This window comes from Amycolatopsis sp. NPDC050768 (genome assembly GCF_040654155.1).
Classification (GTDB): Bacteria; Actinomycetota; Actinomycetes; order Mycobacteriales; family Pseudonocardiaceae; genus Amycolatopsis.
In genome coordinates, this window is the sequence record NZ_JBFAHL010000002.1 from 517,017 (window position 1) to 538,809 (window position 21,793).

Genomic DNA, 21,793 nt, shown 5'->3' on the forward strand with positions numbered 1-21,793 from the left:
CACCCCTCGTAGGCAGTCTGATGAGGCCAGGAGGAAGCCGATCTTGTAGCCGTAAGGCCAGCTCGGGCCGAGCTCGCTGATCACGGTGCAGGCTGAACCTTGTGACAAGGGCAGAGAGACGTCAGACTCCGACCCACCCAGGCGTCGAGGTATCGCTGCGCGATGCGAATCGCGCTGGATTCAACTATCGTGCCGACCAGCCGCAACAGTATCGACTTCCCGCCTGAGTTCGCCGAGGCAGCCGACGTGCAGGGCCTGGCCATCGTTTGAAGCTTTCTCGAACTAGCGGCACTGGACGGCGTCCATCAGCAGCCGCGGCAGCGGGTGAGGTTGGCGGCGAGGTTCGACCGCGAACTTAAGAACCGAGTCCAGAGCGCTGTCGGGATCGAGGGCGTCGTCGCGAAGCTGGTCGATCGCCCATACCGTGCCGGACGTACGGGGAGCTGGGTGAAGATCCGGCAGACGACAGTGCTGGCCGCCTTCGTCGTCGGAGTCACAGGCGACCCCGCGCACCCCACGGAAGTCATCCTCGGCCGTCGCGACTCCGCCAGCGAACATCACCGCATCGGCCTGTCGCTGCCATTGTCCCCGACGTTGCGAAGCCAGGTCGGGGACAAGTCAGGGTCACCGGTGAACCCCGCGGCGCGGGTGTCCACAGGGGTGTTCGGGCGCGGGCAAACCGAGTACCGGCCGGTTGTCCTCGAGCTGGTGGTCGAGGTCGAGGCGGAGGCCTCGCTCGAGATCTTCACCAACCGGCTCCGGCCCAGGGTGTACCGACTGCGGACGGATTACTGACGGAGCGGTAATACGTGACGGCGCACCATGCCGGAATCGACGACAGGTGACCGTGGGGTGAGCTTGCAGCGCAGCTCTTCCAGTGTGCGGGCGTGATCTGCAGTTCCCACAGGGCCTGAAACGACAGCAAAGGTACACGTCTGGGTGAACGTACCCCGCGTTCTGCCGGGTTTTGGCGTGATGAGGGTGATGGCTTGGCCACCCCGGTCCGGCCCCAGTCCCTTTTCGGAAGGAGTCACCCGGTGTTGTACCTGGTGGCCGCGGTTGCTGCTGGCGCGACGACGCTGTCCGCGCGCCGGCTGTGGTGTTTGCTCAGGTTGATCGCTGCCGCGGCTGTTCGACTTGTCGAACAGCAACAGGCGGTGCGGTTGGCTAAGGCTGTGTTGGAAAGTGAGCGCGGTGAAGGTGAGTGGGTGGTCCGTGCCGGCGGGCTCGACGTGTTGATCAAGCGGTACCGCCGGCGCGAGGTTGGGCGGGAGTGACCGATCATGCCCCACCCAGTGCCGCCGACGACCCCAGGGAGGTCGCTGCGTTCAGTGACGTGGTGCGCGAGCATCGCGCGGTTCTGGTGCGCCTAGCTCGGCAGATCTGCCCGAACCAAGATTACGAACTTGCCGTCGATGATGGGCTGCTGTTGCTGTATCGGAACTGGCGAGCCATCACTGGCGACCGGGTCGCGTGGGTGACCGTCGTCGTAAAGAATCGCGCTATCGATCTTCGCCGCCGTAGCCGTGAACAGGCCGACGAGCTGACCGAGCATGACGTCCCGATATGGAGCGCGCAGGTCTCGGCCGAGCTGCGGCTCGAGTTTCGTACGGCACTCGAACGATTACCACGCCTGACTCGGCAGGAACAGGTCGCGCTGGTGCTTACCCTGTTCGGCCACACGACGGCAGATATCGCCGCCCGGATCGGGGTTTCTCAAGCGTCCGTGCGGTCGTATCGCTCCCAGGCGCAGCGGCGCATGCGGCACTGGCTCGACCGCCAGCACCCGAGGCGACCGCACCGTACCGACGCTGGAGAAGAGGTCTAACGTGTTCCGCCGTTCCTTAGCTTCTCTGCCATTTCGCCGCGCGCGGTCCGACGAAGCAGCGCTACCGCGTGGCCTCGTCGCCTTGGCGAACGCCCTCACCGCGCCCACGTCCCCAGCTGAACTCGCTCTTGTACAGGCAGCCAACGAAGAAGTGGCCGCCTCCGCACGGCGCGAAGACGACCAGCGGCAACCCGACGTGGCCGCCGACGCCCGACCGCGCTCAGGCGAGCCCACCGGCTCGTGGCCACCCGGGCACAACCGCTCGAGGTGGTCGCTCGTCCTGGCGATCCGGCTACCCCACCATTTCCAACCGGATACCGACCTGACCGTCGAGACCACGCAGCAGCTGCACACCGCTGTCGCACGCCGGGCCGAGGGGGTACTCGGCGAGCACCAACGCCTGACGATTCTGTCCGACGGAGCCGATCTCCTGGTGAACATTGCCGGTTCAACCGTTCCCGGGGCTGACCTTGACCTATCCGAAACCGCCACCAAACTGGCCTCGGCGCTGGGCGAACCATACGTGCTCGACGGCCGTCAAGCACGCGTTCAACCGCACTTCGGGGTGACAATCGCCCGCCCTGGTGCCGACCTCCTCGAGCGTGCCGTCGCAGCCCGGGTCGGACTTCCCGACTATGTCCGGATCAGCTGGACGGCCCGGCCCGGCTCCGGTAACGGCAAAGTTGCACTCCGCCCAGTGATGCGGCTTGAGCAGGCTCGCGCTGCTGTTGCGGCCGGCCGCTGCACGGTGCGCTACCGCCGCATCGAACACACCGACGCGGCCGGCATCGCCGGCGTCCACGCGGTCCCGTGCTGGAGCACCCCCTCCGGAACCCTTCATCCGCTCAGCGACCTGGGCAGCCTGGCCGATGTCAGCCACCTCACGCACCTGGTGTTCGACCGCGTCCTGCCCGAGATCTGCGGCGATCTGCGGGTCTGGCGCGATCAGCGACTCCCTCATAACCCGTTGGTGCTGCTTGAGCTGCCGACCGCGCTTCTCACCGATCGGCATCTCGCCGAAGCGCTGGCCGGCCACCTGCATGCCGTTCGTGTGCCAGCTCACATGCTGTACCTGGGTGTTCCCGCCGAGGCCCTCTCGCTTCCCGGTGTCGACGACCACCTGTACGAACTTGCCGACGCAGGTATCAACCTCGCCCTCACTGGCTACGGCGCACAGACCAGCCCGTTCGACATGCTGACCCGGCATCCTTGGACGCTCGCAGTCATCCCGCGAGCGGTCATGGACAGCGCACTCGACAATGACCGCGACCGCAGCACCTTCGCCTGGCTGGTCAAGTCAGCTGAGCGCTTCGGCGCCCAGATACTCGCCGAAGACATCGATCTCGCGCGCGCCCGGCGCCTGTTGCCTGACGGCTTGTACGTACCCACCCACTACCGCAATGCGACACGGGACGACATTGCCGGCGAACTCTTCCGGCTCAGTCCCCCGCCCCGCCGTCCCAGCCGAAGTAGCACCTTTGACGAGCCGGCCGGTTCGGCGAACGCGCCGGCCGTTCCCGTCCCACGTGGGTAGCCGCAGTGGGCAGCCGTGTGCGCTGTGAGGCCTACGGCTGCTTGCTGCGCCATTCCTCGTAGCGTGCCGCAAGAGCCTCGTGGTGAGGCAATTTGACCAGGCCGCGGATGGTCGGGGTGGTGATGCCGAGGTCCGCGAGACCGGGGCCACCGGGTTTGGTGACGACGTCGTGGGTGTCCGGGTCGATACCGAAAAGGTGGGCGTCGAATGCGCGATGGAGTGCCGCGTTGAGCGGTAGCCCATTGCGTGGGTCGTCGCTCCCATCAGCGGCGTACGGGACGAGGTGTGCGGCCTCGAGCATCTCGGGCACGGCCACGCCCGAGAGAGGACATCGAGCGCCGTACCGTTGAAACACGCGCAACTTGAACGTGTTCTGGCCGGGCCGTTCGACGACTTCGCGGGTCCGTCGACGGCGGTTGTTGCCGCGGAGCTGGAATCCCTCCTCGTCGGAGGAATCGGTGTCGAGCAGCTGGTCCGGGGCGTCGGGGGTGAAGGTGATGAGGAACAGTTCGCTGTTGTCGTCCCAGCCGCCGACCCACCCGAGTCGTACGGTGCGCCGGGCACCGCTGGTCGGGGCTGGGCTGATCACGAACACGGGGATCGTGTGTTCACCGGCCGCTTTGGTGGCCTCGACCTCGGCGTGGTCTCGCCCGGACGGGCGATTGGTGTTCGGGTAGTGGTAGAGCGCGTCCTCGTCGGTCAGTACGTCGGCGTAGTGGCGGCCCGTGTTGAGGACGGCGACGGTGATGCCGCGGCTGTCGAGGTCGCGCGTGCGGGCGGAATCCACCCACACGCCCTGGCCACCACCGTAGGCGCCGAAGCTACGGATCGCGCCCGGTTCGATCCCGTGACCATCAGGGTCAAGGTCCCGCAAGTGCGCATACACCGCCTCGCGCCACACGCGCTCTCCCGCGATCGTGTCCGGCCGAGTGTCGATGATGTCGAACCCGAGCTGGCGTAGTACACGGTTCGCGCCAGCCTGTCCGCCGCTGAAGCCGCCATGGGGCAGGGTGCCGCGGTCGCGGAACTGGTAGCCGTAGGCGACACCGGCGATCGCTTTGGCCGGATACAGCCGGGCCCCGGCACGGGCGTAATACTGATCGGCGTCCCCGAACTCATGGCGTGCTAAGAAGTCTGCTTGGCCGTCGTGGTCGAGCTCGCGCATCGCGCTGCGGACGGCGTCTACGTCGGTCAAATCGCTGATAGGCATGACACTCCCCCTCGCTTGACTCCTTCCGCGCCCGACGGCGGCTGCGAGAAGGACGACTGGGAAGTATCACCGCCACCCACCCTTCGACAACGAGCGCCCCATGATGCCGGCGAATTGTCGGAGTTGCATCGCTGCGCCGCACCGATTACCACTCTTCGTGACCAGCAGAACCCACTTCGCGTAACGAGTCCACCCCTGTGGACGACTTACCGAGCATTTGACATCTGCCACGCTCAGATCGGGCGGCCTCCGGGCCGGCTGGCAGAGCGCGAACCGGGCGACTGCGACTGTTCGGAGGCCGGGCAATGAGTGCGAGCCGAGACTTCTTCCGGGAACGGAAGGCGCAGGCGGTCTTCAAGCATGCGATCCTGTCCCGCTACCCGGTGGTCTTCGCGTCGAAGGCCGGCCGAGGTCGGCCTGTCGTCTTTCTCGACGGATACGCCGGCCGCGGTGAGTACGAAGACGGCACCCCCGGTTCACCGCTGCTGCTCGCGCAGAAGGCCACTCGGGTCAGCAGCTTCCGTCAGGTCAGAGGCATCTACGTCGAACGCAACGACGAGGATTACCAGAACCTCAAACGAGTCATGGAGCAGCAGGGCCGGCCGCAGGACCTCGTGCTGGGCGGCGACCTGCAGAACCTGCTTCCGGACATCCTGCCGGTGACCCGCGGTGCGGCGCTGTTCGCGTTTCTCGATCCGTTCGGGACGGCGCTGGATCGCAATCAGCTGGTCAGGCAGCTGCTGAACCGGCCAGGCAGCGCACCGACGGAAGTGCTGCTGCACATCAGCATCAGCACGGTCGCGCGCATGGGCGGCCTGCTGCGCAAGCGCCGTGAGGAAGGCAAACCGCTCAGCGTGGCGGACGAGAAGACGGTCGCGCACGCGAACCGGTTCTTGGGTGGGGACTGGTGGCAAAAGCACTTTGCCCCGGTAGCAGGCGTCAAAGATCAGCGGCGAGCGACCGACGCAGCGTTGGCGGTCGCTGCCGAGTACCAGGCCGGGATCAGGGCCGACGCGCGGTGCAAGTCCCTGAGCATGCCGATCCAGCACAAGCCGAACCAGCTGCCCAAGTACCTTTTGGTGCTGTTCACCCGCCACGTCGACGGCCTGTGGTGGTTCGCCGACGCTGTCGGGAAAGCCGGCCGCGAGTGGGAGGGCGCGTGGCTCGGCGCCGAACTCCGCCAGGCCAAAACCCGCGCGGAACGGAACGACACCGATGCCCTGTTCACGGCGGACGAGTTACTGCCGGCGCCGGAAGCGTTCGACGTCGATAGCTACGTGCAGCAGAACCGTGCCAGCTGGGAGCGGATCATTGAGCAGAACATCCAGCGCCTGCTCACCCAGAGCGGCCCGTTCGTTCTCGCCGACCGCCTCGAGGAGGTCTACGCCGGCGTATTCGGAGCCGCGTCCTCACGCCATGTGAGGGCCGCGATCAAATCCCTCCATCGGCAACACGTCGTGCAGAACACCGGCGTCGGAGACAACTTCCACCGGCAGCTGATCATCCCGGTCAGGCCGATAACCCGGGCATCAGCGTGACCTGAGCGGGGTACTCGTCCCAGGTCCGGCCCTCCAGCGTCCGGCCGCCGGACTTCGGGGTGCGCCCACCCCACTGCTTGAAGAAGAACGGCACCTGCGACTGGTGGCACTGGTCGCGGATGTCGAGCGCCCACTCCGGCGCCATCGGCCGCGCGCTCGGTCCGGACTCGCCGCCCACGATTACCCAACCGATCCCGTCAAGGTTCAGGTCCGGCAACGGTCCGAGCAGCGGTTCACAGGATAAGAACCGGACCGACGCCGGCACGGCGCGCAGGTCATCGATCCGGGAACGCACCCGCGCGTTCTCGACCGACACGCCCAGCCACAGGTTCGCCGGCCAGTCCAAGGTCCCGGCGAGACGCCGAATCCGGCGCGACCGCTTGGTCAGCACCTGGTACGTGTGCTGGGGCGTCGCCTCCATCACCGCGAACACTCGGCGCACGAACTCGACAGGGATCTTCGCGTGGAACAGATCGCTCATGGAGTTGACGAACACTCGTCGCGGCTGCCGCCACCGAAACGGCTCCCCCAGCGATGCCGCGTGCGTCGCCACCCCGAACCCCGGGCCGCTGGTCCGCGGATCCCCGTCCAGCTGGTACTTGTCCGAGCCCATCGCCTTGAGCCGCTTCGCCAACGTCAACGCATAGCAGTGGTCGCACCCAGCGGAGACCCGATCGCACCCGGTCGTTGGGTTCCACGTCGCTTCGGTCCACTCGATCGAAGATCCGTTACTCATCGTTCAAACCTCCTCCACGGTGCGCGTCGCCACTCCGCTTGAGGCGGCGAGCGCGCACGCCGCGGACGGACACCCGCACTGTACTTCGTGTCCTCGGACCCACGTGGTCGCCGAGGCTGATAACGGGTCAGGTTCTTGGAAACCGGAGCCGTAAGGTGAAACTGTGCGGGGGGCCAGATACCCGCTGGCCCGCCGCACCCGACGACCAGAGTTCAGCTGCCGCACTTGCAGAAGACCCAACCCAAGCCCTCGACGTAGTGCTTGTAGCAGCCCTCGGCACACACGTTCAGGAACGCGATAGCCCGGACCCGCTGGCGCAGTCGCTCACGCATCACTGCTCACCTCCTTTTCCGCTATCCGGTGGTGTCAGGAGTCGATGCGGCTGGCGAGGAAGGCGGCCGGGTCGTTGGCACGCGCGACGAACACGCGGTCGCTGGGGCTGACGGCGGCGAGCACCTGGGCCGGGGTTTCGCCGGTCTCCTGGCAGCGCTGGCACACCTTGTACTTGAGGGCGCCGTATGCGTCGGAGCTGGCGATTTCGTGCAGCTCTCGCGGGAACATGCCGCCGAGCGCGTCGGCGAACGCCTGCTCCAACGTCCACTCCAGTTCGCCGGCGTCGGCCTCCGGCTCACTAGCCTCGGCTTCCGGCTGCGCTGCAAGCGCAGGGATCGGCTTCGACACCGGCACGTGGCCTGACTCCTGGTCACCGTCGTCTCCTGCCTCGGCGTCGCCGACGGCGTCAGCGGGATCATCGGCGAGGCCGGTGCCGCGCAGCAGGTCCTCGAGGGCGTGGTCACGCAACTCGGCGAGCGCGTACTCGGCGTTCGTGACCGCGGCCAGCAAGTCCCTGGCCTCCACCGGGCGCAGCCGGCCGCAGCGCATCCAGTGGAAGGTGTCTTCGGTCGCCCGGATCACGGCGGTCGCGAACTCGACTGCGTCGACGCGGGTCAACCGCACCGGGTGGTCACTGTCGCGGGTCGGCTTGTAGTTGGTGTCGACCTCGACCAGCTGGCGGGACTCGGCACGGTCGGCGTACTCCAGCTCGGCCTCGACGTCGGTGGCGGTGAGCGTCGGGTCGTAGCCCTCGACGGCGTCGACGCGGACGCTGTTGGGCCAGAAGTCGAGATCGTCGGGGTTGTGGCTGAAACCCTCGAACGCGGCACTGAAACGCGCGGGCGGCTGGTACTCGTTGATCATGTTGTCAGTCATCAGAGATCAGTCCTTTGTGGTCGTGGTGGGTTGGCTGTGGTGGAGGTTGTGGATCCCGACGTAGATGCGGGGGTGGCCCGGGCAGGTGCCGCTGGCGCGGTCACCGCGCCGGTTGACCTGAAGGCCGAGGAACCGCACCCAGGCGTCGAAGGTGGCCTGTGGGGTCTTGTCGAACGGGTCGTCGATCTCGCCGTGCAGCACGGAGCTGGCGGCGGCGTGGACCGTCCACACCATCGGTGGCACATCGGCTTCGTCCGCGGTTGCGAGCATCTCCGCCAGCGCGTGTGCCTTGCGTGCCTGCTGCTCCCGCTCGAACCAGCGGTCGTCCACCGGCGTCACTCCTAATCTCCCGTTCGTGGGCTGGGCCGCTGCGTGTGTCGGGTGGTTTTCTTCGCTGCCCGTAGGGCTGGGCGTCGGCAGTTGCCGTCGCCCTTTTCGGCGCCTGGCGCGGCCCCAGAGGCTCGCGATCAAGGGATCAGGTCGAAAAAGTTTTGAAGCCACGCGCTTTTTGTGGGTTCAAGAGTTTTTCGGGCCCCTTGATCGTGAGTGGGGGCCGTGCTAAGCCGGGCTGCGAAGCTCGAAGACACAGGCCGCGCTTGCGCGGCGCGTTGTCCCGCCCGCAGAGGGCGGTGTCAGTGGAGGCGACGGAACGTGGGCGTGCCGGCCCCGTTCGCGCTGGTGTTTTTGTCGGTCCCTCGTGTCACCATCGGGGTATGGAGTTGACCGGACGTGATTTCGACAAGATCCCGCGGCGCAATCTGCACGTGCCGGTGGTCGAATTCGCGCGCCTGTGGCTCGCGGCCGAGCGGCGCTACGACGTTGAGCGCAGCTGGGCTGCGCTCGGTGTGGTCGACGTGTGCCGTTGGCTGGCCTGCGCCACCGTGCGGTTGGAGACCGGCCGCACGTTCCTCGCGTACGCGCCGGTGACCGGGCGCACGGGCCTGGCGCACGAGGAAACGATCCAGGCCGAGTGCTTGGCGGCGGAGGTGCTGCTGTTCCGCCGCCCTGTGCCGGCGTGGCTGGTCGAGCGAACCGGCTGGCTGGAGTCGATCGTGGTCACCCTGGGGTGGGCGTGGCAGCGCAGCGGGAAGCCGCCGATCGACGTACCCGCCCACATCCCAGGCTGACCGTTCATCGCGCGTAGACCTCGCCGTCGTCGATGGCCGCCTCATCGGCCGTGACGGCGGCGTCGTCGTTGTGGCGCCGGTACATTTCCGCGGACTGCGCTTCCTCATCCGCCTGCCGGGATTCGACCGCCTGCCGGGATTCGATCTCCCGCAGGGCCGCCTGGGCATGGTCGACCGCCGCCGCGGTTTCCTCGACCGAGGGCACTCGCACCTCGTCCGAATCCGCGACCAGCTGTTCCTCGGCAGCGCTGTCGCGGACGTCCGCGACACCGGTCTCGACCACCGGCGCGTCCTGGCTCTCGGTCGCCTTGTCGTGCTCGGTAGTGGCAGTGTCGGCGGTGCGCTGGTCGACGACATCGGCCAGGTCGTGCTCGTCGGTGACGTCGCGGTGAACGTCCTCGGCGGCCATGTGCGCACGGTGCGCGTTGAGCCACTCGTCGGCGGTAACCTGCGGGTCCGGGGCGGTGTCGACGTTGCGGCCCGACAGCTCGATCCCGGCCCGTTCGGCCGCGGCGCGCGTTTCGGCGGTATGGGCGTACCACGCGGCGCGCGCGTCATCGGCGGTTTCCAGCTCGGCGGCGCGTCCGGCGAGCACGTCGGCGAGGGCCTCGGCCTCGCCGGCTTCCTGCAACAGCCGCTCCCGATCCTCGGCCGTCTCGGCGGCGTCGGCGTCGGCGCGGCGCAGCGCGGCCTCGCGACGGCGGGCGTCGATGGACTGGTGAGTGCCGGCGAGTTCATTGGCGACGAACTCCGGGCCCCACGCCTTTTCCCGCTCCCAGGCGCGCATCCGCACGAGGAGCTGCCCGTCGGACATCTCCAGCTCGTCCCGGCCGGACTCCGGCCGGCCCAGCGCCCGCCACGCCGAACGCCACGAGGCGTACGCCTCGACCTGCCCAGCCTTCGGCGCCGCCCCGAGCGCAGCCTCCGCGTCGTCGTGCCCGGTCAGCTCGCGGTACGCCGCGACCGAACCAGCCTGCTTGATCCACTCCTTCCGCAGGTTCGGGTCTTCCGGGACAGGTCCGAAGGCCTCGACCGACCACTGCTGCGGTTCCTCGGCCAGGGCGCGGCCGAGGTCGTGCTGGCGGGCGTCGGCCGCATCTGCGAGCGTGCGCAGGTAGGCAGCCCACTGAGGATCCTCGACCTGCGGAATCCGGTCAGCGTAGGAGTCCCCGACCGGGTCGAGGGTGACAGTCTCGGCGATGCGGTGGTGCAGCACGTTCGTCAGCTGCCGCGCCCCCGACAAGGGACGTGCGGTGACCGCCTCAGTCAGCACCTGGCGCGGGTCGTGCCCGGCCAGCTCCGCCCGGCGCAGCAGCCGCGCCAGCGTCGGGCCGCCGTCCTCGGCGGCGATGCGAGCCCGGTGGTTCTCCGTGAGCGCGCCCTCGTCGACCAGCGCGTCCAGCCACCGGGCGGTGCGGCCTGCGGTCGCGAGCTCGGTGGCATCGGCCAGCAGTTCGGCCGGGGTGCGGATGGCTTCAATGTCCGCGGCGGCTTCGGTCGCTTCCTGCAGGGCGGACCGCTGCGGAGTGTCGGTCTCGAACATCGTCGAGAGCACCGCCGCGGGCGTGCGCTTGACCGCCTGCAGCGCCGCGCCCTCGGGCGCGTCGTCGGCCACGTCCAGCGTCACCACGTGTGCGGTGTTGGAGAACCGGCCGCGGGTCAATCCCACGTACAGCGCGGCCAGGCGGCTGCGCGCAGTGGTCACAGTGTGCGCAGTGTCCACGGTGAGGCCTTGTGCACTGTGGACAGTGGAGGCGTAGCCGAGGGTCATGTGCTCCTCGACGTAGGCGGCGGGCAGCGTGATCCGCTCCCCCAGCACCTCCCCGACCCCGTCTTCGCAGCCGAGCACGTGGGCCACGATCAGACTGCCGTCCGCGCGGGTGTCCAGGACGCGGTACTGCTTGCGGTTGATCGGAACCTCGCGGTTGCCCTCGACCCCGGCCAGGTTCCAGCCGTTGTAGCGGGCCTGGACCAGATCGCCGACACCGGCGTAGGTGCCCTGCTTGCCCAGCGGCACCCCGGTCTCGGCAACCTTGCCCAGTCGCACGAGTTCGCGGCGCAGCTCGGCGCACAGGTGCGCAGCCTGCTCGTTGGTGTCCACGATCAGGATCGAGTGCTTGCCCGCGAGCGTGTCCGCCAGCCACGCCTTGCCCGCGGCAGCCTCGGCCTGTTCACGGGTTCCGGCGTCGAGGATCCGGCCGTGCTTGTGGTACTCGCTCAGCACGCTCTCGTCGCCCTCGCGCAGCCGCAGCGACGCGCTGCGTTCCCATTCCGCGGCGAAACGGCGAACCTCGGTCAGCTCGTAGGCCGCACCCGCCTCCGCCATCAGCTGCATTCCCCCGCCAGCGCCCACAGCAGCCAGCTGCCGGTGATCGCCCGTCAGCAGCAGCTTCGCTCCGGCTTCGGTCACGTGGTGGTGGATGCGCGCGAGGTCGGCGGTGTTGGCCATCGCCGACTCGTCGACCACCACCAGGTCACCGGGGTCGAGCTTCCACTCCAGGTGTTCGGGGTGGGTCGACCCCTCGGCGAGCTTCGCCTGCGCGGTGAGCCAGCGGGCGATGTTGCGGGCGGTCAGGCCTTCGCCGGCCAGGACGTCGGTGGCGACCTGGCTCGACGCGAGGCCCACGACACGGCGGGAGTTTCCCTCCCACAGGGCGGGGTCCTGCCACGCCTTCGCCAGTGCGCCGACCACAAAGGACTTCCCGGTCCCGGCCGGTCCGACCAGCGATTCCACCGCCGCGCCCGACGCGAGGACTCCGCGCACCGCGGCGGCCTGGTCGGCTCCGAGGACCATGCCGGTGTCGGCCAGGGCTGCCACGAATCCGTCCACCGCGGCTACGTCCAGCGCCGGGGCGCCGCCGCGAGCGGTCGCCGCCGCGAGCGCGCGCTCGGTGTGGATGTGTTCCGGGGTCGCATACAGCTGCCCGGCCGGGGCCTCGTAGGCCGAACGCCCGTCCGCCAGCCGCAGCTCATCGGGCAGCACAGCGGTTCCCGGCCGCGTGGCGGCCAGCGGGGTCGCCAGCTTCAACCCTTCGGCGGTGAGGGTGTCCAGCAGGCGTATCACCTGCGCGCCGTCGAGGTCGCCGAGCTGATCAGGCAGGGCGTCGCTGATCGCGCGGGTCAGGTCCGGCGCGGTCCACCCGGCTTTGGTGGACTGCACGTCCGCGAGCGCGGTCTTGAGCACCTCCTCCGGCGACCACGTCGCCGCCTCGCGCGGCCCACGCGGCTGGTTGAGCACTTCGCGGGCGACGCCGGCCAGGCCGTCGGCAACCTCGGCGCGCAGCTCCCGGTCCCAGCGCTCCAATCGCTCTTCGGTGGTTTCGCCGTCATGGGACTTGGCCTTGCGCGTGGCGAGCGTGGCCTGGCGCTGCAGCCGGTCCAGCTCCAGCGAGTTCGGCTCCCGACCGAACCGCGTCTCGAACGCCTCCACCAGGGCCGCGGTCTTTTTCGTCACCGCACGCCGGCGCGAGCTGAACAGGTCCATCGCTCGCTGGTCCATGCCCACGATCTCGCGGGCCTTCCCGTCCGGGCGGGTCGTCACCCTCAGGCCCAGCGACTGCGCCAGGTGCTCCTCGGTCGTGCGCTCGCCGACCGCCGCCGCGGCGCCCCGGAACTTGTGGATCGCCTTCGAGTCCAGCGTGCGCCACTTGCCGTCGGAGCCCTGCACGCGGTTGAGGATCGGGTTGTGGATGTGCAGCTGCGGGTCGTGGTTGCGCGAGTCGTGCTGGAAAAACGAGGAGATCACCCAGTCATGCGCGTCGAGGAACCGGCCGGCGGCGCCGCCGTGGTGCCCGACCCGGGAGTATCCGGCGTGCTCGGACAGGTAGTCCAGCGACGCCCGGTTCCCGGCCCAGATCGCGTCCTCCACCGCGTCGCGGTGGGCCCGCCACGACGCCGCCGCCACCCGTGCGTCGTCGCACCGGCGGGCCAGCTCGGCCAGTTCGCCCGGGTCCGCGCTGCCCACCCCGGCCGCCGCGGCCAACGCCGCGGTGAGTCGTTCAGCCGTCCGTTCAGCCTGAACCTGCTGCGCCTCGAACGACGCGTGCAGGACCGTGACCGACTTCTGAACGCTGAACGTCACGTCCAAGAACGGGACGTTCTTCCGTGCACTCTTGTTCGCCTCCAGCCGCAACTGCTCGCGGCGTTCAGCCGTCGCGTTCGGCTCGGCGTCCAACGCGGCGGCGTACAACTCCTCCGCCGTTGGATAGTTCCGGCCCGTGTGGCCCAGAGTGGACGCCTCGCCCCAGCGGGTCGGATCACTGAACAGCTCGTCGCGCGGGTCGACGAAGCACTCGTAGACCGCACGCATGTCCTGCTCGTCGACCAGCCCCGTGAGACCCAGTTTCTCCGCGCCTGCGCCATACCAGCGGCCCGGAGGTTCCCCCTCGGTCACCGCGCCCGTGTAGTAGTTCTCGCGGCCCTTCGCGATCTCGTCCAGGACGTAGGACACCGAGTAGCCCGTCGAAATCGACAACATCAGAACCCCCTTTCAAGATCAACACGCAGCGTTTGAAGATCAACAACGTGGGTCGCGTTCCCGGGCGCCCGCCAGGGCGTACCGGCCCGACAGATCGTGATGCCTAGGTGTGCATCGTTCTTTGGCTTTGTCTTTGAGCTGGGAATCGTGGTGAGTGGCTGAGTCTTGGTCTTCCTGAGTGGCTTTCTGGTGTGGTGCTTGGTGATCTGGGTTGCTGGGTTCATGAGTTGGCCTGGTGGGTGGTGATGTCGGTGATCACGTGGAGGGGTGCGGGTTGCTGCCGGAGTTCTTGCAGGGCTGTTCCGGCGGTTCCTCGTGAGACTTCGGCGAGGGTCATCAGCTCGTCTACGGTCGGGAGGCTGCCGTGCAGGGCCTGGTGTCGGCGCGCCGACGCGCGCGCCCGGTCCCGCTTCGGCGAGGACGCCACCGCGACTGGACGGTCGGTCTTCTCCGCCTCGCCGCCACGGGTGTTCTCAGCCTGCGGCTGGACGGATCCCGGCTGCCCGGCTGTACGTTCAGCCGTCACCGGCGCACTGGACGCGTCCAAGCTCTCGGCCTGTACGGGCTCGGACTGGACGGACCCGCGCTCGTCGGACACCGGCTGAACGAGATCCGGCTGGACGGTCGCGGTGGGCGCGGCCGTCCCCGCGCCAGCGTCTGCGCGCGCCGCGGAGGGCCGGGCGGTGATCAACTGGTGGACCGCGACGCCGCCGATGGACACCACGGCCATCACGACACCGGTGTCCCAGTGGTGTCCGGTCGAGTAACCGTGCAGGAAGTTCAGCGCCGCCGCGACGGCAGCGAACACCCACACCCCGACCTTGAGCCACCCCGTCGGTTCCCCACGCCGGACTTCGAGCGTCACCGCCCCGGCGAACGCCCACATCGCGGCCTCACTGAACAACGGCAACAACACACCGACCGGCCCGAACACCTGCTTGCCGTAAGCAGCCATCGCCGACCAGGCCAGGATCGCCGGCACGAAGATCACCGGCACGAACAGCAAATCCAGCGCATGCGCCCGCACCGCAGCCACGAGCGACTTCGCCGCGCGAGCACGCCCAGCCTTGCGCTCCTCACGCGCTTCCTCGCGACGCTGCTGCTTCGCGGCCTCAGCCGCGCGCTTCTGCTCGAACTCCAGCCGCCGGTCCTCACGCTCCTCGGCACGCTGCGCCGCCTCATCCGCCCGCCGCTGCTCGGCGACCGCCGCGCGGTCCGCGCGCGCCTCCTCGCGCCGGGTGGTCACGTTCTCCATGCTCATTCCCGCCCCCACCCGTCATTGCTGTCGTCGGCCCGCTCGTCTGTGTGGTCGTCGGCGTTCCAGCGCGCCAAGCGCTGCGCACGGTCGGTGTCCTCGCCGGCGACCTCGATGCGGTGCGTCGCCTCGGCCGCGGCCTCGACCGCGTGGCCGCACTCCGTCACCACCTCGGCCAGCGGCGTCGGCTCCGGCTCGGCGAGCACGTCGTCGATCCGGTCCAGCACGTCGTCGGCGCCGTCCTCCTCGGCGACCACCGGTACCGAAAACCGGTCGCCCTCCTCGAATCCGACGGGTCCGCTCGTGGCCGCGTCGGCGTCGGCGTCCTCGACGAAGTGGTTGTGGGTCTCGTCGGGGGCAGGGCCCCAGCGGCGCAGCACACCCGTCTGGTTGACCACCATCGGTGCGGCCATCCCGAGATAGGGGCTCGTGCCTTCCTCGCCCATGTCGTAGGCGAGCTGCTCCAGCTCGTCCTCCTCGGCCGTGAGGTAGTCGGGCTCGTACTCGTCGGGCACGACAAGGTCCGGCGTCGCCGGGAGGTGGCGGGCGATCCAGCTGTCGGGTTCCGGCTCACGCTCCGGCACGAGCGACGAAGCCGGCGGGTTCCACCGCCAGTCCGCGTCGACGTCCCTGCCCTCGGGCCGCTGCGTCGGGTCCGTCAGGGCGGTCCCCTGCTCGGCGCTCCACAGCGCCTGCTGGTTGTCGCTGACGCCCAGTGCCGCGTCGACCGCGGCTTCCTCGGCGGCGTAGTGCGCGGCGCCGTCGTTGAGGCCTTGCGCGAGGTGCTCGCGGTAGGCGGTGATCGCGGTGTCGGCGACGTCGTCCCCGCTTGCCGCGCGGGCGGCAGCATCCTGTTCGGACATTCCCTCGGCCAGCGCTCGGCGGTAGCGTCCGATCCCGTCGTCGGCACGGGCGTGTGTGCGCACGTGCTCTTCGGCGCGCTGCAATGACATGCCTTGCCCCATCAGGGATTGCAGCCACAGTCGTCGTCCCTCGCTCAGCGCCGGCGGGATGGCCTCCTCGGCGGAGTCGAACACGAAGTTGAGGCCCTGTTCGCGCATGTCGTCCACAGCGTGCTGAATCTCCAGCTCCTGCAGGGGATCGTTGTTCTGCCCCAGCTCGGCGGCCCGCTCGGTGAACTTCTCGGCCCGCGCGGCCAACGCCTGAGCGTCGGCCTCCAGCGCGCCCCGCCTGATCGGGTCGGTCTCGGCGTCGGCCTGCAGGCTGCGCAGGAACGCCCGGTCGTGGTGGCGTTCGGCCACCGCGCGGGTGGCGGTCTGTTCCAGCTCGTCCATCCACGCCGGACGTGGCGTGTTCGCCGCGGGGGCCTCCTCGGTCCACATCTCGTAGCCCTGCTCGACGGACTCCTGCAGGACGGCGTCGTGAATTGCCTGGACCCGGGCCTGCTCCTCGCTGATGCCGTTGTCGACCATGGACGCGAATCCGATCGCCGCCTGCCCGTCCAGCGACCGCTCCGGCCCGACCTGCGCCAGCGCCCCCGCCTGCTCGCTTCCCGCGGCGCGCAGCCCGCGGTAACGATCGATCGCGTCCCCCGCGACCCGACGGCGCCCGTCGATCGCACCGGGCCCGTGCGCCTGAAGGTTGCGAGCGATCCAACTCTCCGGCGGCGGCGTGCGTTCGGGCATGCTCGACACCGGGGAGCGGTCGAGCGGCCCCCAGGTGTCGTTGACATCGGCCTCGCCGACCTCATGAGTCTCGGCTCGCCATTGCTCGAGGAACTCCGCCAACGGCAGTCCTTGGCTGTCCTGTCGCCCCGCCGCCTCGGCGACCAGGTCGTCGTAGGCGGAGTCATCCGGGTGCGTCATCTCGGCCTGCGCACGCTGTAATGCGTGCTCGTGGAGCTGCCCATCGACCGCCGTGTGGACGGCCTCGACGTCAACCGGTGTGCCACGTCGGTCGCCGAGCTGCCGGTAGGCGTCGACCACCGGCTGCGGCATCGGGCGGCCGGCGAACATGCCCCACTCGAACCCGGCAGTGGCCTCATCCATCTGCCCGGCGGGCTCGGCTGCTGAGCGGCCGGCCTGGCGGTAGTTCCCCGAGGTGTCCAGGTAGTGGGCGACGGCGTCGGCCCACTCGGCCTCGGCCGGCGTGCCCGGCTCCGGGCGGGCGTCGGTGAACAGGTGCTCCAGTGCCTCCAGCTCATCGGCGTTGCGGCGGCCGTCGAAGTCGGTGGTGCGCGGGCCGAAACCGGTCTGCCGGACGACGTCGGCGAACAGGTTCAGCATCTCGGCCGGCGAGTCAGTGGACACGACCCGCCCGTCGTCCAGGCGCGCGGTGTAACGGCCGCGGCGACTGATGCTGTCGCGGATCCGGGAGAACAGGCTGCTCATCGCCGGGCACCTCCTCGACGCTGGCGGGCCGCGGCCTGGGCGGCCGCCAACTGTTCCTCGGTCGGCGTCGGTGCGGGGTTGTCGCGCTCGTCGGCCCACCACAGCGCGATCGGGGCGAGGGCTTCACCCATCGGCACGATCGGCGCGGGCCGGTGCGCCGGGCCATCGGCCTGGTGGTTCTCCAGCGAGCACCCTGAGGCGCTCTGCTTGATGCGGCGCACCACACCCGGCCGGTAGCGGTCGTGCCAGTCCGCGGCGCGGGCGACGGTGGCGTCGTCGTCGCGGTAGGCGGCGTGCCACGCTGCGGCCAACCACACGAGTTCCTCGACGATGTCGGGGTGCCACATCCAGCACTCCGGCAGCGCGCCGGCGGCGTCGGGGTAGCGCAGGAAGATCTCCCGCAGCCACACAGTCAGCTCGGTCAGCATGGTCTGCGCGGCGTCGATACCACCGGGCAGATCCAGCCACGACCACGACGGCGTCTCGGCATCGGCGCCCGCGAGCTGATCCGCGATCGCGCGGACCGTGCGCGCCAGCGCCGAGACCTTCTCCGGCATCAGCTTCAGCGGCTCCACCGTGGTCCGCAGCTCGCTCACCTGCTCGGCGAACTGGGTGCGCAGGCCCTCGACCTCCTTCGCAAGGCCCCACACCGCGCGCACCGTGCTGTCCGGACTCGAACCGTTGGTGCCGTTGGGGTTCGCGGGGTTGGCGCCCGCGGGGGTCGGGGTGGTGTTGTCGGTGCTCATCGGGTCACCTCCACGAGGTCGTAGCGGGTGTGCAGCTCGGTCCAGTCGGCGTGGTGCCGGCCATCGGGGGTGTGCCAAAGCCCGTCCGAGCCGGCGCGCCACTGGCGCATCAGGTCGTCGCGCAGCGTGGGCCGGTCCGCCGGCGCAGGGCTCGTGCCGAGCCCAGCGGCCAGCCACACTCGCGGGGCCGCGGTCGTGGTCGTCATCGGGGACCACTGCCCTCGACGTCACCGACGAGGTAGACGTGCGCCATCCACGAGCGGGCCAGTTCGAGGTGCTCGCCGTGCTCGGCCTGGTAGATGCGGGTCCGGGTGGCCTGCACGATGTAGGCGACGGTGTTGAACACGGCGGAGTCGGGAACCGCGCGTCGGGCCTGCTGCACCGCGCGAGTCAGCCCGAACAGGACGGCCGCCGCGGCCAGGTGCTCCTTCGGCGCGAGGTCGCTGCGCGCGTGGCGCAGGATCGAGGCGTGCAGCTCGATCAGCGCCGACTTCGTGCTCGAAGCCTGGGCAAACACGGTGCTCAGCACCTTCAGGTAGGCATCCAGGCCGGCGCGGAAGGTGGTGAATTCGTCGAGCTCGTCAAACTGTGTGTTGATCGCGGTGAGCATCATCGGGTGGCCTTCTTCCGGGAAGTCTCGGTGCGGGCAGCGGCGAGGCGAGCACGGTGCTGGGCCTCGGCCGCGGGGCTGTTGAGCGCGGCGTGCAGCGCCCACGCCGGTTCGGTCGGAGCCGGGTCGGGCCGGCCGCCGGTCGGGGCGGGGTTCACAGCGCCACCCCCGGGAACTCGGCCGTGTCCGACCAGTCGAGGAACCGCGACTCGCACCCGGGCCGCACCATCTGGTGGGTTTTGGCGACGAGCGCGGCAACGTCGTCGCGGCGCAGCACGACCGCACCGGTGCCGTCCGGGTTGGACAGACCGAGTACGACCAGGTCACCGCGGGCGGTGACCTTCACCTCGCCCACCCCGGCGGCGCCGTAGATCAAGGCATCCGAAAGGAGTTCGCGGCTGATCGCCCACTCCAGCCCGGGCTGCACGGCGTCGAACCCGAACGTGATCGCGTAGGGCTCGCTCGCGTCGTAGCTGGCCGAGATCGTGGCGTGCCCGTCGCCCAGCAGGGCAGGCAGCTGCAGCGTGAAGGCGCTCATCGAGCATCCCCTTCCGGCTCGTCGTCGGCGGCGTGCTCGTTGCCTGGGGTGGTGGAGAACTCGGCGTCCAGCTCGGCATCCAGCCGCGCCAGGGACTCCTCGTCATCCAGGCGGGTCGCGGTCGCGAGCACCGGGCGCCACGCGTCCGTGTCATTGCCGCCGGTTTCCGAGCCGCCGGCGGTGGCGCGATCGAGCATCCGCGACACCCAGGGCTCGACCTTGTCGGCCAGCGCATCGACGAACGCACCGAACCGGATCGCCCACACGTCGCGGCGCTCAAGCCACCGCTCGATCAGGGCGGCGTTGCGCTCAGCGCGGGCAGCGGCCTTGACGTCGCGGCGCTTCCACGCCATCTGCAGCTTCCCCACTGCGGCAGGCATGCCCCGTCGGATGATCACCGCGTGCATCGCGGGAAGCTGGGAGATCTGCCCGGGTGAGAGCACCGGCACCTTGCGCAGCGATCGGCCGGTGACGTTCCCATCGGCGTCCTCGGTCTCGACGTGCTCGTCGCGGTCGGCCGTCAGCAGCGAGTAAGCGTTGAGGTCGTCCGGGTCGCGCGAGCCACCCAGAACCAGCACGGTCGCCGAGTTCGTCATGATCGACGCCGCCCCGGTGGTACCCCACCGCTGGATCAGCTGGGCACGGGACTGGGCTCCGATGTGGATGGTGACGTTGCGACCACCCATATCCGCGGTCCACTTGTCCAGCGGAATCGGGCAGATCAGTGCGGCCTCGTCCAGCACCAGCGTCAACGCCGGGTCCAGCCGGCCACCGGGCTGCTCCGACGCGATCCGCCGGGCCTCCCGGGCGATGTGCGCGGTCAACGCCGCCACCAACGGAGCGGTGTGGCCTTCCTCGGCGCCGAGCATGTAGACGGTGCCGTGCTCGTCGAGCAACCGCGCCACGTCGAAGCTGCCGCCCTCGGCCGCTGCCGACGCGGTCGGGTCGGTCAACCAGCCCAGCGCGGGCATGACCGTCGTGGTGATCGACGAACGCGTGCGCTCGTTCGTGGTCAGGAACTGCCGGGCGTCCTGCTCGAACGCCGGCTCCGGCGAGCGGCGCAGCAGGCGCAGGACCTCCTCGGTCGAGCCTTCCGGGTCGGCAACCCACCCGAGCACGTCCCGCATCGTCAGCTCACCCAGCGCCGCGGCGTGCAGCAGCGCCGCCAGCGCCCGGGAGGCCTGTGACACCCAGTACTCGCGCTCGGAGTCCCCACCCGCGGCCGGCAGCAGGTCACTCGCCCGGTGGGTCGCGGTCACCGGCGAGGCACAGCCGGCCAGCGGGTCGAACGTGATCGTCGAGTCGAGCTTGCCCAAACCGCTCGGGTTGAACACGTACACCGGGCCCCGGCCACGGCGCACCGCGGCAGTCAGGTCGATCAGGTCCGTGCGGGTCGAGGTCGCGATCACCGCACCCGGCGCGTCCAGGATCCGGCCCGCCAGCTCACCGGTCTTACCGGTACGCGGCCCACCAACCCGCAGCGTCACGTCCTCCACCGGCGACCAGATCCACTGCCAGCCCACCCGCGCCAGCCGCGTCGCGTACTCCGTCACCGGCGTCCGCAGACGGGCCCACCACGACACCTGCCGCAGGCTCGGCTTCAACGACTTCGCCTTCCGGCGCATCGCGTGCTTCGAGGCGACCCGCCAGATCTGCCACCGCGACGCCACACCATCGTTCCGACGCGAACGGCGCGACCACCGGCCGATCAGGCCACGCGAACCACCCCGGCCCCGCAGGCCCAGAATCGCGGCCACCAACAGGACCGGACCACCGAGGAACAAGCCCCACGGCCACACGCCGTAGCCCGGCGTCTCCGCCGGCACCCAACCGAGGAACCACAGCGACAGCCCCACCAGGCCCGCCGCCACCGTCACCGTCCGGGCCGCGTTGCCCTTCATCAGCTCCGCCAGGCCCAGCACACCCGCGGCCACACCCACGGTCACCAGCCACGGCCAAATCGCCGCCACCTTCACATGCCACCCACTCGCCAGCACGCCCGACCCGATCAGCACCGCCGAAATCAGAAACGCCTTAAACGTCCGCATCAGGCCGCACCCCCGGTCGCGAACTCGGCCGGGTCGCTCGCGTCGCCGACACCGCGGGTCGCCGCGGCCGACTCGCACGCGGCGAGGTAGTTCTCGATCGCCGCGCCGGGGATCCGGACCGCACCCTTGCCCGTGCCCAGCCGGATCGCACGCAGCGCGCCTGACTCGACAGCCCTGTAGATCGTGGCTACAGAGACGTCGAAGCTCTCCGCCACCGTCTTCACCCGGTACAGCCGGGTTCGCTCTACCTGCATCGTTTCCCCAAGATTCTGGTTCTTCCGACCCGCCTGGAGTCGCTGTCTTCTCCAACGTATACGTAGTTACGTATACGCACAACGTCTTCGTATACGTAGGGGCGCCGACGGGAGGCAGCGGCGAGCCCAAAGGGGCCGTCTACCTGCACAAACGATGATTAGGTAACGATTTGGAGACCCTCGAGGTGAGGTCTCTGACGCAGCATGCGGCCGCAGAGCGACGGTGAACGACAGCGCTCCCCCAGCTTGCTCACGCGCGATCCATGAGCAAATGCCTATGTATACGTAGACATGTATGCTCTGACCAGCCGATTCCCAGACTGCGTCAGAAA

At 69.4% G+C, this 21,793-nt stretch carries 20 protein-coding genes; 6 read left to right on the top strand and 14 right to left on the bottom strand.

What is annotated here, in order from left to right; translation table 11 throughout:
• Positions 1-447 precede the first annotated feature (447 nt).
• The 4 genes from AB0H62_RS09600 to AB0H62_RS09615 all read left to right on the top strand — a co-directional run bounded on the left by AB0H62_RS09600 (position 448) and on the right by AB0H62_RS09615 (position 3,362).
• Complete coding sequence (locus AB0H62_RS09600; RefSeq protein WP_360585236.1) at positions 448-795, top strand: hypothetical protein; 348 nt, start codon at positions 448-450, stop codon at positions 793-795.
• Between the two features lie 242 nt (positions 796-1,037).
• Positions 1,038-1,277 carry a hypothetical protein gene (locus AB0H62_RS09605; RefSeq protein WP_360585238.1) on the top strand — a complete coding sequence of 80 codons (240 nt, stop codon included), beginning with the start codon at positions 1,038-1,040 and terminating at the stop codon, positions 1,275-1,277.
• The gene (locus tag AB0H62_RS09610; protein WP_360585240.1) at positions 1,274-1,828 is read left to right on the top strand and encodes a sigma-70 family RNA polymerase sigma factor; all 555 of its coding nucleotides are present in this window, start codon (positions 1,274-1,276) and stop codon (positions 1,826-1,828) included. The genes AB0H62_RS09605 and AB0H62_RS09610 overlap by 4 nt, the downstream gene beginning before the upstream one ends.
• 82 nt (positions 1,829-1,910) lie before the next feature.
• On the top strand, positions 1,911-3,362 hold the full coding sequence (locus AB0H62_RS09615) for an EAL domain-containing protein (protein WP_360585242.1): 1,452 nt from the start codon (positions 1,911-1,913) through the stop codon (positions 3,360-3,362).
• Between the two features lie 31 nt (positions 3,363-3,393).
• On the opposite strand, the gene AB0H62_RS09620 is transcribed toward AB0H62_RS09615, so the two are convergent.
• Entirely contained in the window at positions 3,394-4,557 is a 1,164-nt protein-coding gene (locus AB0H62_RS09620; protein WP_360585244.1) for an HNH endonuclease signature motif containing protein, read from the bottom strand.
• Positions 4,558-4,877: 320 nt separating this feature from the next.
• On the opposite strand from AB0H62_RS09620, the gene tcmP reads away from it, so the two are divergent.
• Positions 4,878-6,110: a three-Cys-motif partner protein TcmP gene (tcmP, locus tag AB0H62_RS09625; RefSeq protein WP_360585246.1), complete on the top strand. Its 1,233-nt coding sequence runs from the start codon at positions 4,878-4,880 to the stop codon at positions 6,108-6,110.
• Here the strand turns inward: tcmP and AB0H62_RS09630 are convergent.
• The 3 genes from AB0H62_RS09630 to AB0H62_RS09640 all read right to left on the bottom strand — a co-directional run bounded on the left by AB0H62_RS09630 (position 6,082) and on the right by AB0H62_RS09640 (position 8,385).
• Positions 6,082-6,846, bottom strand: coding sequence for a phage Gp37/Gp68 family protein (locus tag AB0H62_RS09630; RefSeq protein ID WP_360585248.1), 765 nt, complete (start codon positions 6,844-6,846; stop codon positions 6,082-6,084). The genes tcmP and AB0H62_RS09630 overlap by 29 nt on opposite strands.
• Positions 6,847-7,212: 366 nt before the next feature.
• The gene (locus tag AB0H62_RS09635) at positions 7,213-8,055 is read right to left on the bottom strand and encodes a hypothetical protein (RefSeq protein WP_360585250.1); all 843 of its coding nucleotides are present in this window, start codon (positions 8,053-8,055) and stop codon (positions 7,213-7,215) included.
• A gap of 6 nt (positions 8,056-8,061) precedes the next feature.
• A complete protein-coding gene (locus AB0H62_RS09640) occupies positions 8,062-8,385 on the bottom strand; it encodes a hypothetical protein (RefSeq protein ID WP_360585252.1) in 324 nt (107 codons plus the stop codon).
• A gap of 383 nt (positions 8,386-8,768) precedes the next feature.
• Here AB0H62_RS09640 and AB0H62_RS09645 point away from each other — a divergent pair, with 383 nt between their 5' ends.
• Complete coding sequence (locus AB0H62_RS09645; protein WP_360585253.1) at positions 8,769-9,182, top strand: hypothetical protein; 414 nt, start codon at positions 8,769-8,771, stop codon at positions 9,180-9,182.
• A gap of 4 nt (positions 9,183-9,186) precedes the next feature.
• Here the strand turns inward: AB0H62_RS09645 and mobF are convergent, their stop codons facing one another.
• From mobF to AB0H62_RS09695, 10 genes are all read right to left on the bottom strand, one after another.
• Entirely contained in the window at positions 9,187-13,659 is a 4,473-nt protein-coding gene (gene mobF / locus AB0H62_RS09650) for a MobF family relaxase (RefSeq protein WP_360585255.1), read from the bottom strand.
• Between the two features lie 220 nt (positions 13,660-13,879).
• A complete protein-coding gene (locus AB0H62_RS09655; RefSeq protein ID WP_360585257.1) occupies positions 13,880-14,914 on the bottom strand; it encodes a hypothetical protein in 1,035 nt (344 codons plus the stop codon).
• Positions 14,915-14,916: 2 nt separating this feature from the next.
• Positions 14,917-17,265, bottom strand: coding sequence for a hypothetical protein (locus tag AB0H62_RS09660; RefSeq protein ID WP_360585259.1), 2,349 nt, complete (start codon positions 17,263-17,265; stop codon positions 14,917-14,919).
• Positions 17,262-18,011 carry a hypothetical protein gene (locus AB0H62_RS09665; RefSeq protein WP_360585261.1) on the bottom strand — a complete coding sequence of 250 codons (750 nt, stop codon included), beginning with the start codon at positions 18,009-18,011 and terminating at the stop codon, positions 17,262-17,264. Before AB0H62_RS09665 ends, AB0H62_RS09660 begins: the two co-directional genes overlap by 4 nt.
• A complete protein-coding gene (locus AB0H62_RS09670; RefSeq protein ID WP_360585263.1) occupies positions 18,008-18,217 on the bottom strand; it encodes a hypothetical protein in 210 nt (69 codons plus the stop codon). The genes AB0H62_RS09665 and AB0H62_RS09670 overlap by 4 nt, the downstream gene beginning before the upstream one ends.
• Positions 18,214-18,624, bottom strand: a complete 411-nt coding sequence (locus tag AB0H62_RS09675) for a hypothetical protein (RefSeq protein WP_360585265.1) — start codon at positions 18,622-18,624, stop codon at positions 18,214-18,216. Before AB0H62_RS09675 ends, AB0H62_RS09670 begins: the two co-directional genes overlap by 4 nt.
• Entirely contained in the window at positions 18,621-18,779 is a 159-nt protein-coding gene (locus tag AB0H62_RS09680) for a hypothetical protein (protein WP_360585267.1), read from the bottom strand. The genes AB0H62_RS09675 and AB0H62_RS09680 overlap by 4 nt, the downstream gene beginning before the upstream one ends.
• Entirely contained in the window at positions 18,776-19,159 is a 384-nt protein-coding gene (locus AB0H62_RS09685) for an SsgA family sporulation/cell division regulator (protein WP_360585269.1), read from the bottom strand. The genes AB0H62_RS09680 and AB0H62_RS09685 overlap by 4 nt, the downstream gene beginning before the upstream one ends.
• The gene (locus tag AB0H62_RS09690) at positions 19,156-21,207 is read right to left on the bottom strand and encodes a TraM recognition domain-containing protein (RefSeq protein ID WP_360585271.1); all 2,052 of its coding nucleotides are present in this window, start codon (positions 21,205-21,207) and stop codon (positions 19,156-19,158) included. The genes AB0H62_RS09685 and AB0H62_RS09690 overlap by 4 nt, the downstream gene beginning before the upstream one ends.
• Entirely contained in the window at positions 21,207-21,461 is a 255-nt protein-coding gene (locus AB0H62_RS09695; RefSeq protein WP_360585273.1) for a helix-turn-helix domain-containing protein, read from the bottom strand. Before AB0H62_RS09695 ends, AB0H62_RS09690 begins: the two co-directional genes overlap by 1 nt.
• Positions 21,462-21,793: the final 332 nt, after the last annotated feature.

Excerpts from the sequence above, each read along its gene's own strand:
- AB0H62_RS09655 (WP_360585257.1), bottom strand. The coding sequence starts at position 14,914 with ATGGAGAACGTGACCACCCGGCGCGAGGAGGCGCGCGCGGACCGCGCG.
- AB0H62_RS09695 (WP_360585273.1), bottom strand. The coding sequence starts at position 21,461 with ATGCAGGTAGAGCGAACCCGGCTGTACCGGGTGAAGACGGTGGCGGAG.
- AB0H62_RS09670 (WP_360585263.1), bottom strand. The coding sequence starts at position 18,217 with ATGACGACCACGACCGCGGCCCCGCGAGTGTGGCTGGCCGCTGGGCTC.
- AB0H62_RS09645 (WP_360585253.1), top strand. The coding sequence starts at position 8,769 with ATGGAGTTGACCGGACGTGATTTCGACAAGATCCCGCGGCGCAATCTG.
- AB0H62_RS09665 (WP_360585261.1), bottom strand. The coding sequence starts at position 18,011 with ATGAGCACCGACAACACCACCCCGACCCCCGCGGGCGCCAACCCCGCG.
- AB0H62_RS09635 (WP_360585250.1), bottom strand. The coding sequence starts at position 8,055 with ATGACTGACAACATGATCAACGAGTACCAGCCGCCCGCGCGTTTCAGT.
- AB0H62_RS09660 (WP_360585259.1), bottom strand. The coding sequence starts at position 17,265 with ATGAGCAGCCTGTTCTCCCGGATCCGCGACAGCATCAGTCGCCGCGGC.
- tcmP (WP_360585246.1), top strand. The coding sequence starts at position 4,878 with ATGAGTGCGAGCCGAGACTTCTTCCGGGAACGGAAGGCGCAGGCGGTC.
- AB0H62_RS09690 (WP_360585271.1), bottom strand. The coding sequence starts at position 21,207 with ATGCGGACGTTTAAGGCGTTTCTGATTTCGGCGGTGCTGATCGGGTCG.
- mobF (WP_360585255.1), bottom strand. The coding sequence starts at position 13,659 with ATGTTGTCGATTTCGACGGGCTACTCGGTGTCCTACGTCCTGGACGAG.
- AB0H62_RS09630 (WP_360585248.1), bottom strand. The coding sequence starts at position 6,846 with ATGAGTAACGGATCTTCGATCGAGTGGACCGAAGCGACGTGGAACCCA.
- AB0H62_RS09685 (WP_360585269.1), bottom strand. The coding sequence starts at position 19,159 with ATGAGCGCCTTCACGCTGCAGCTGCCTGCCCTGCTGGGCGACGGGCAC.
- AB0H62_RS09675 (WP_360585265.1), bottom strand. The coding sequence starts at position 18,624 with ATGATGCTCACCGCGATCAACACACAGTTTGACGAGCTCGACGAATTC.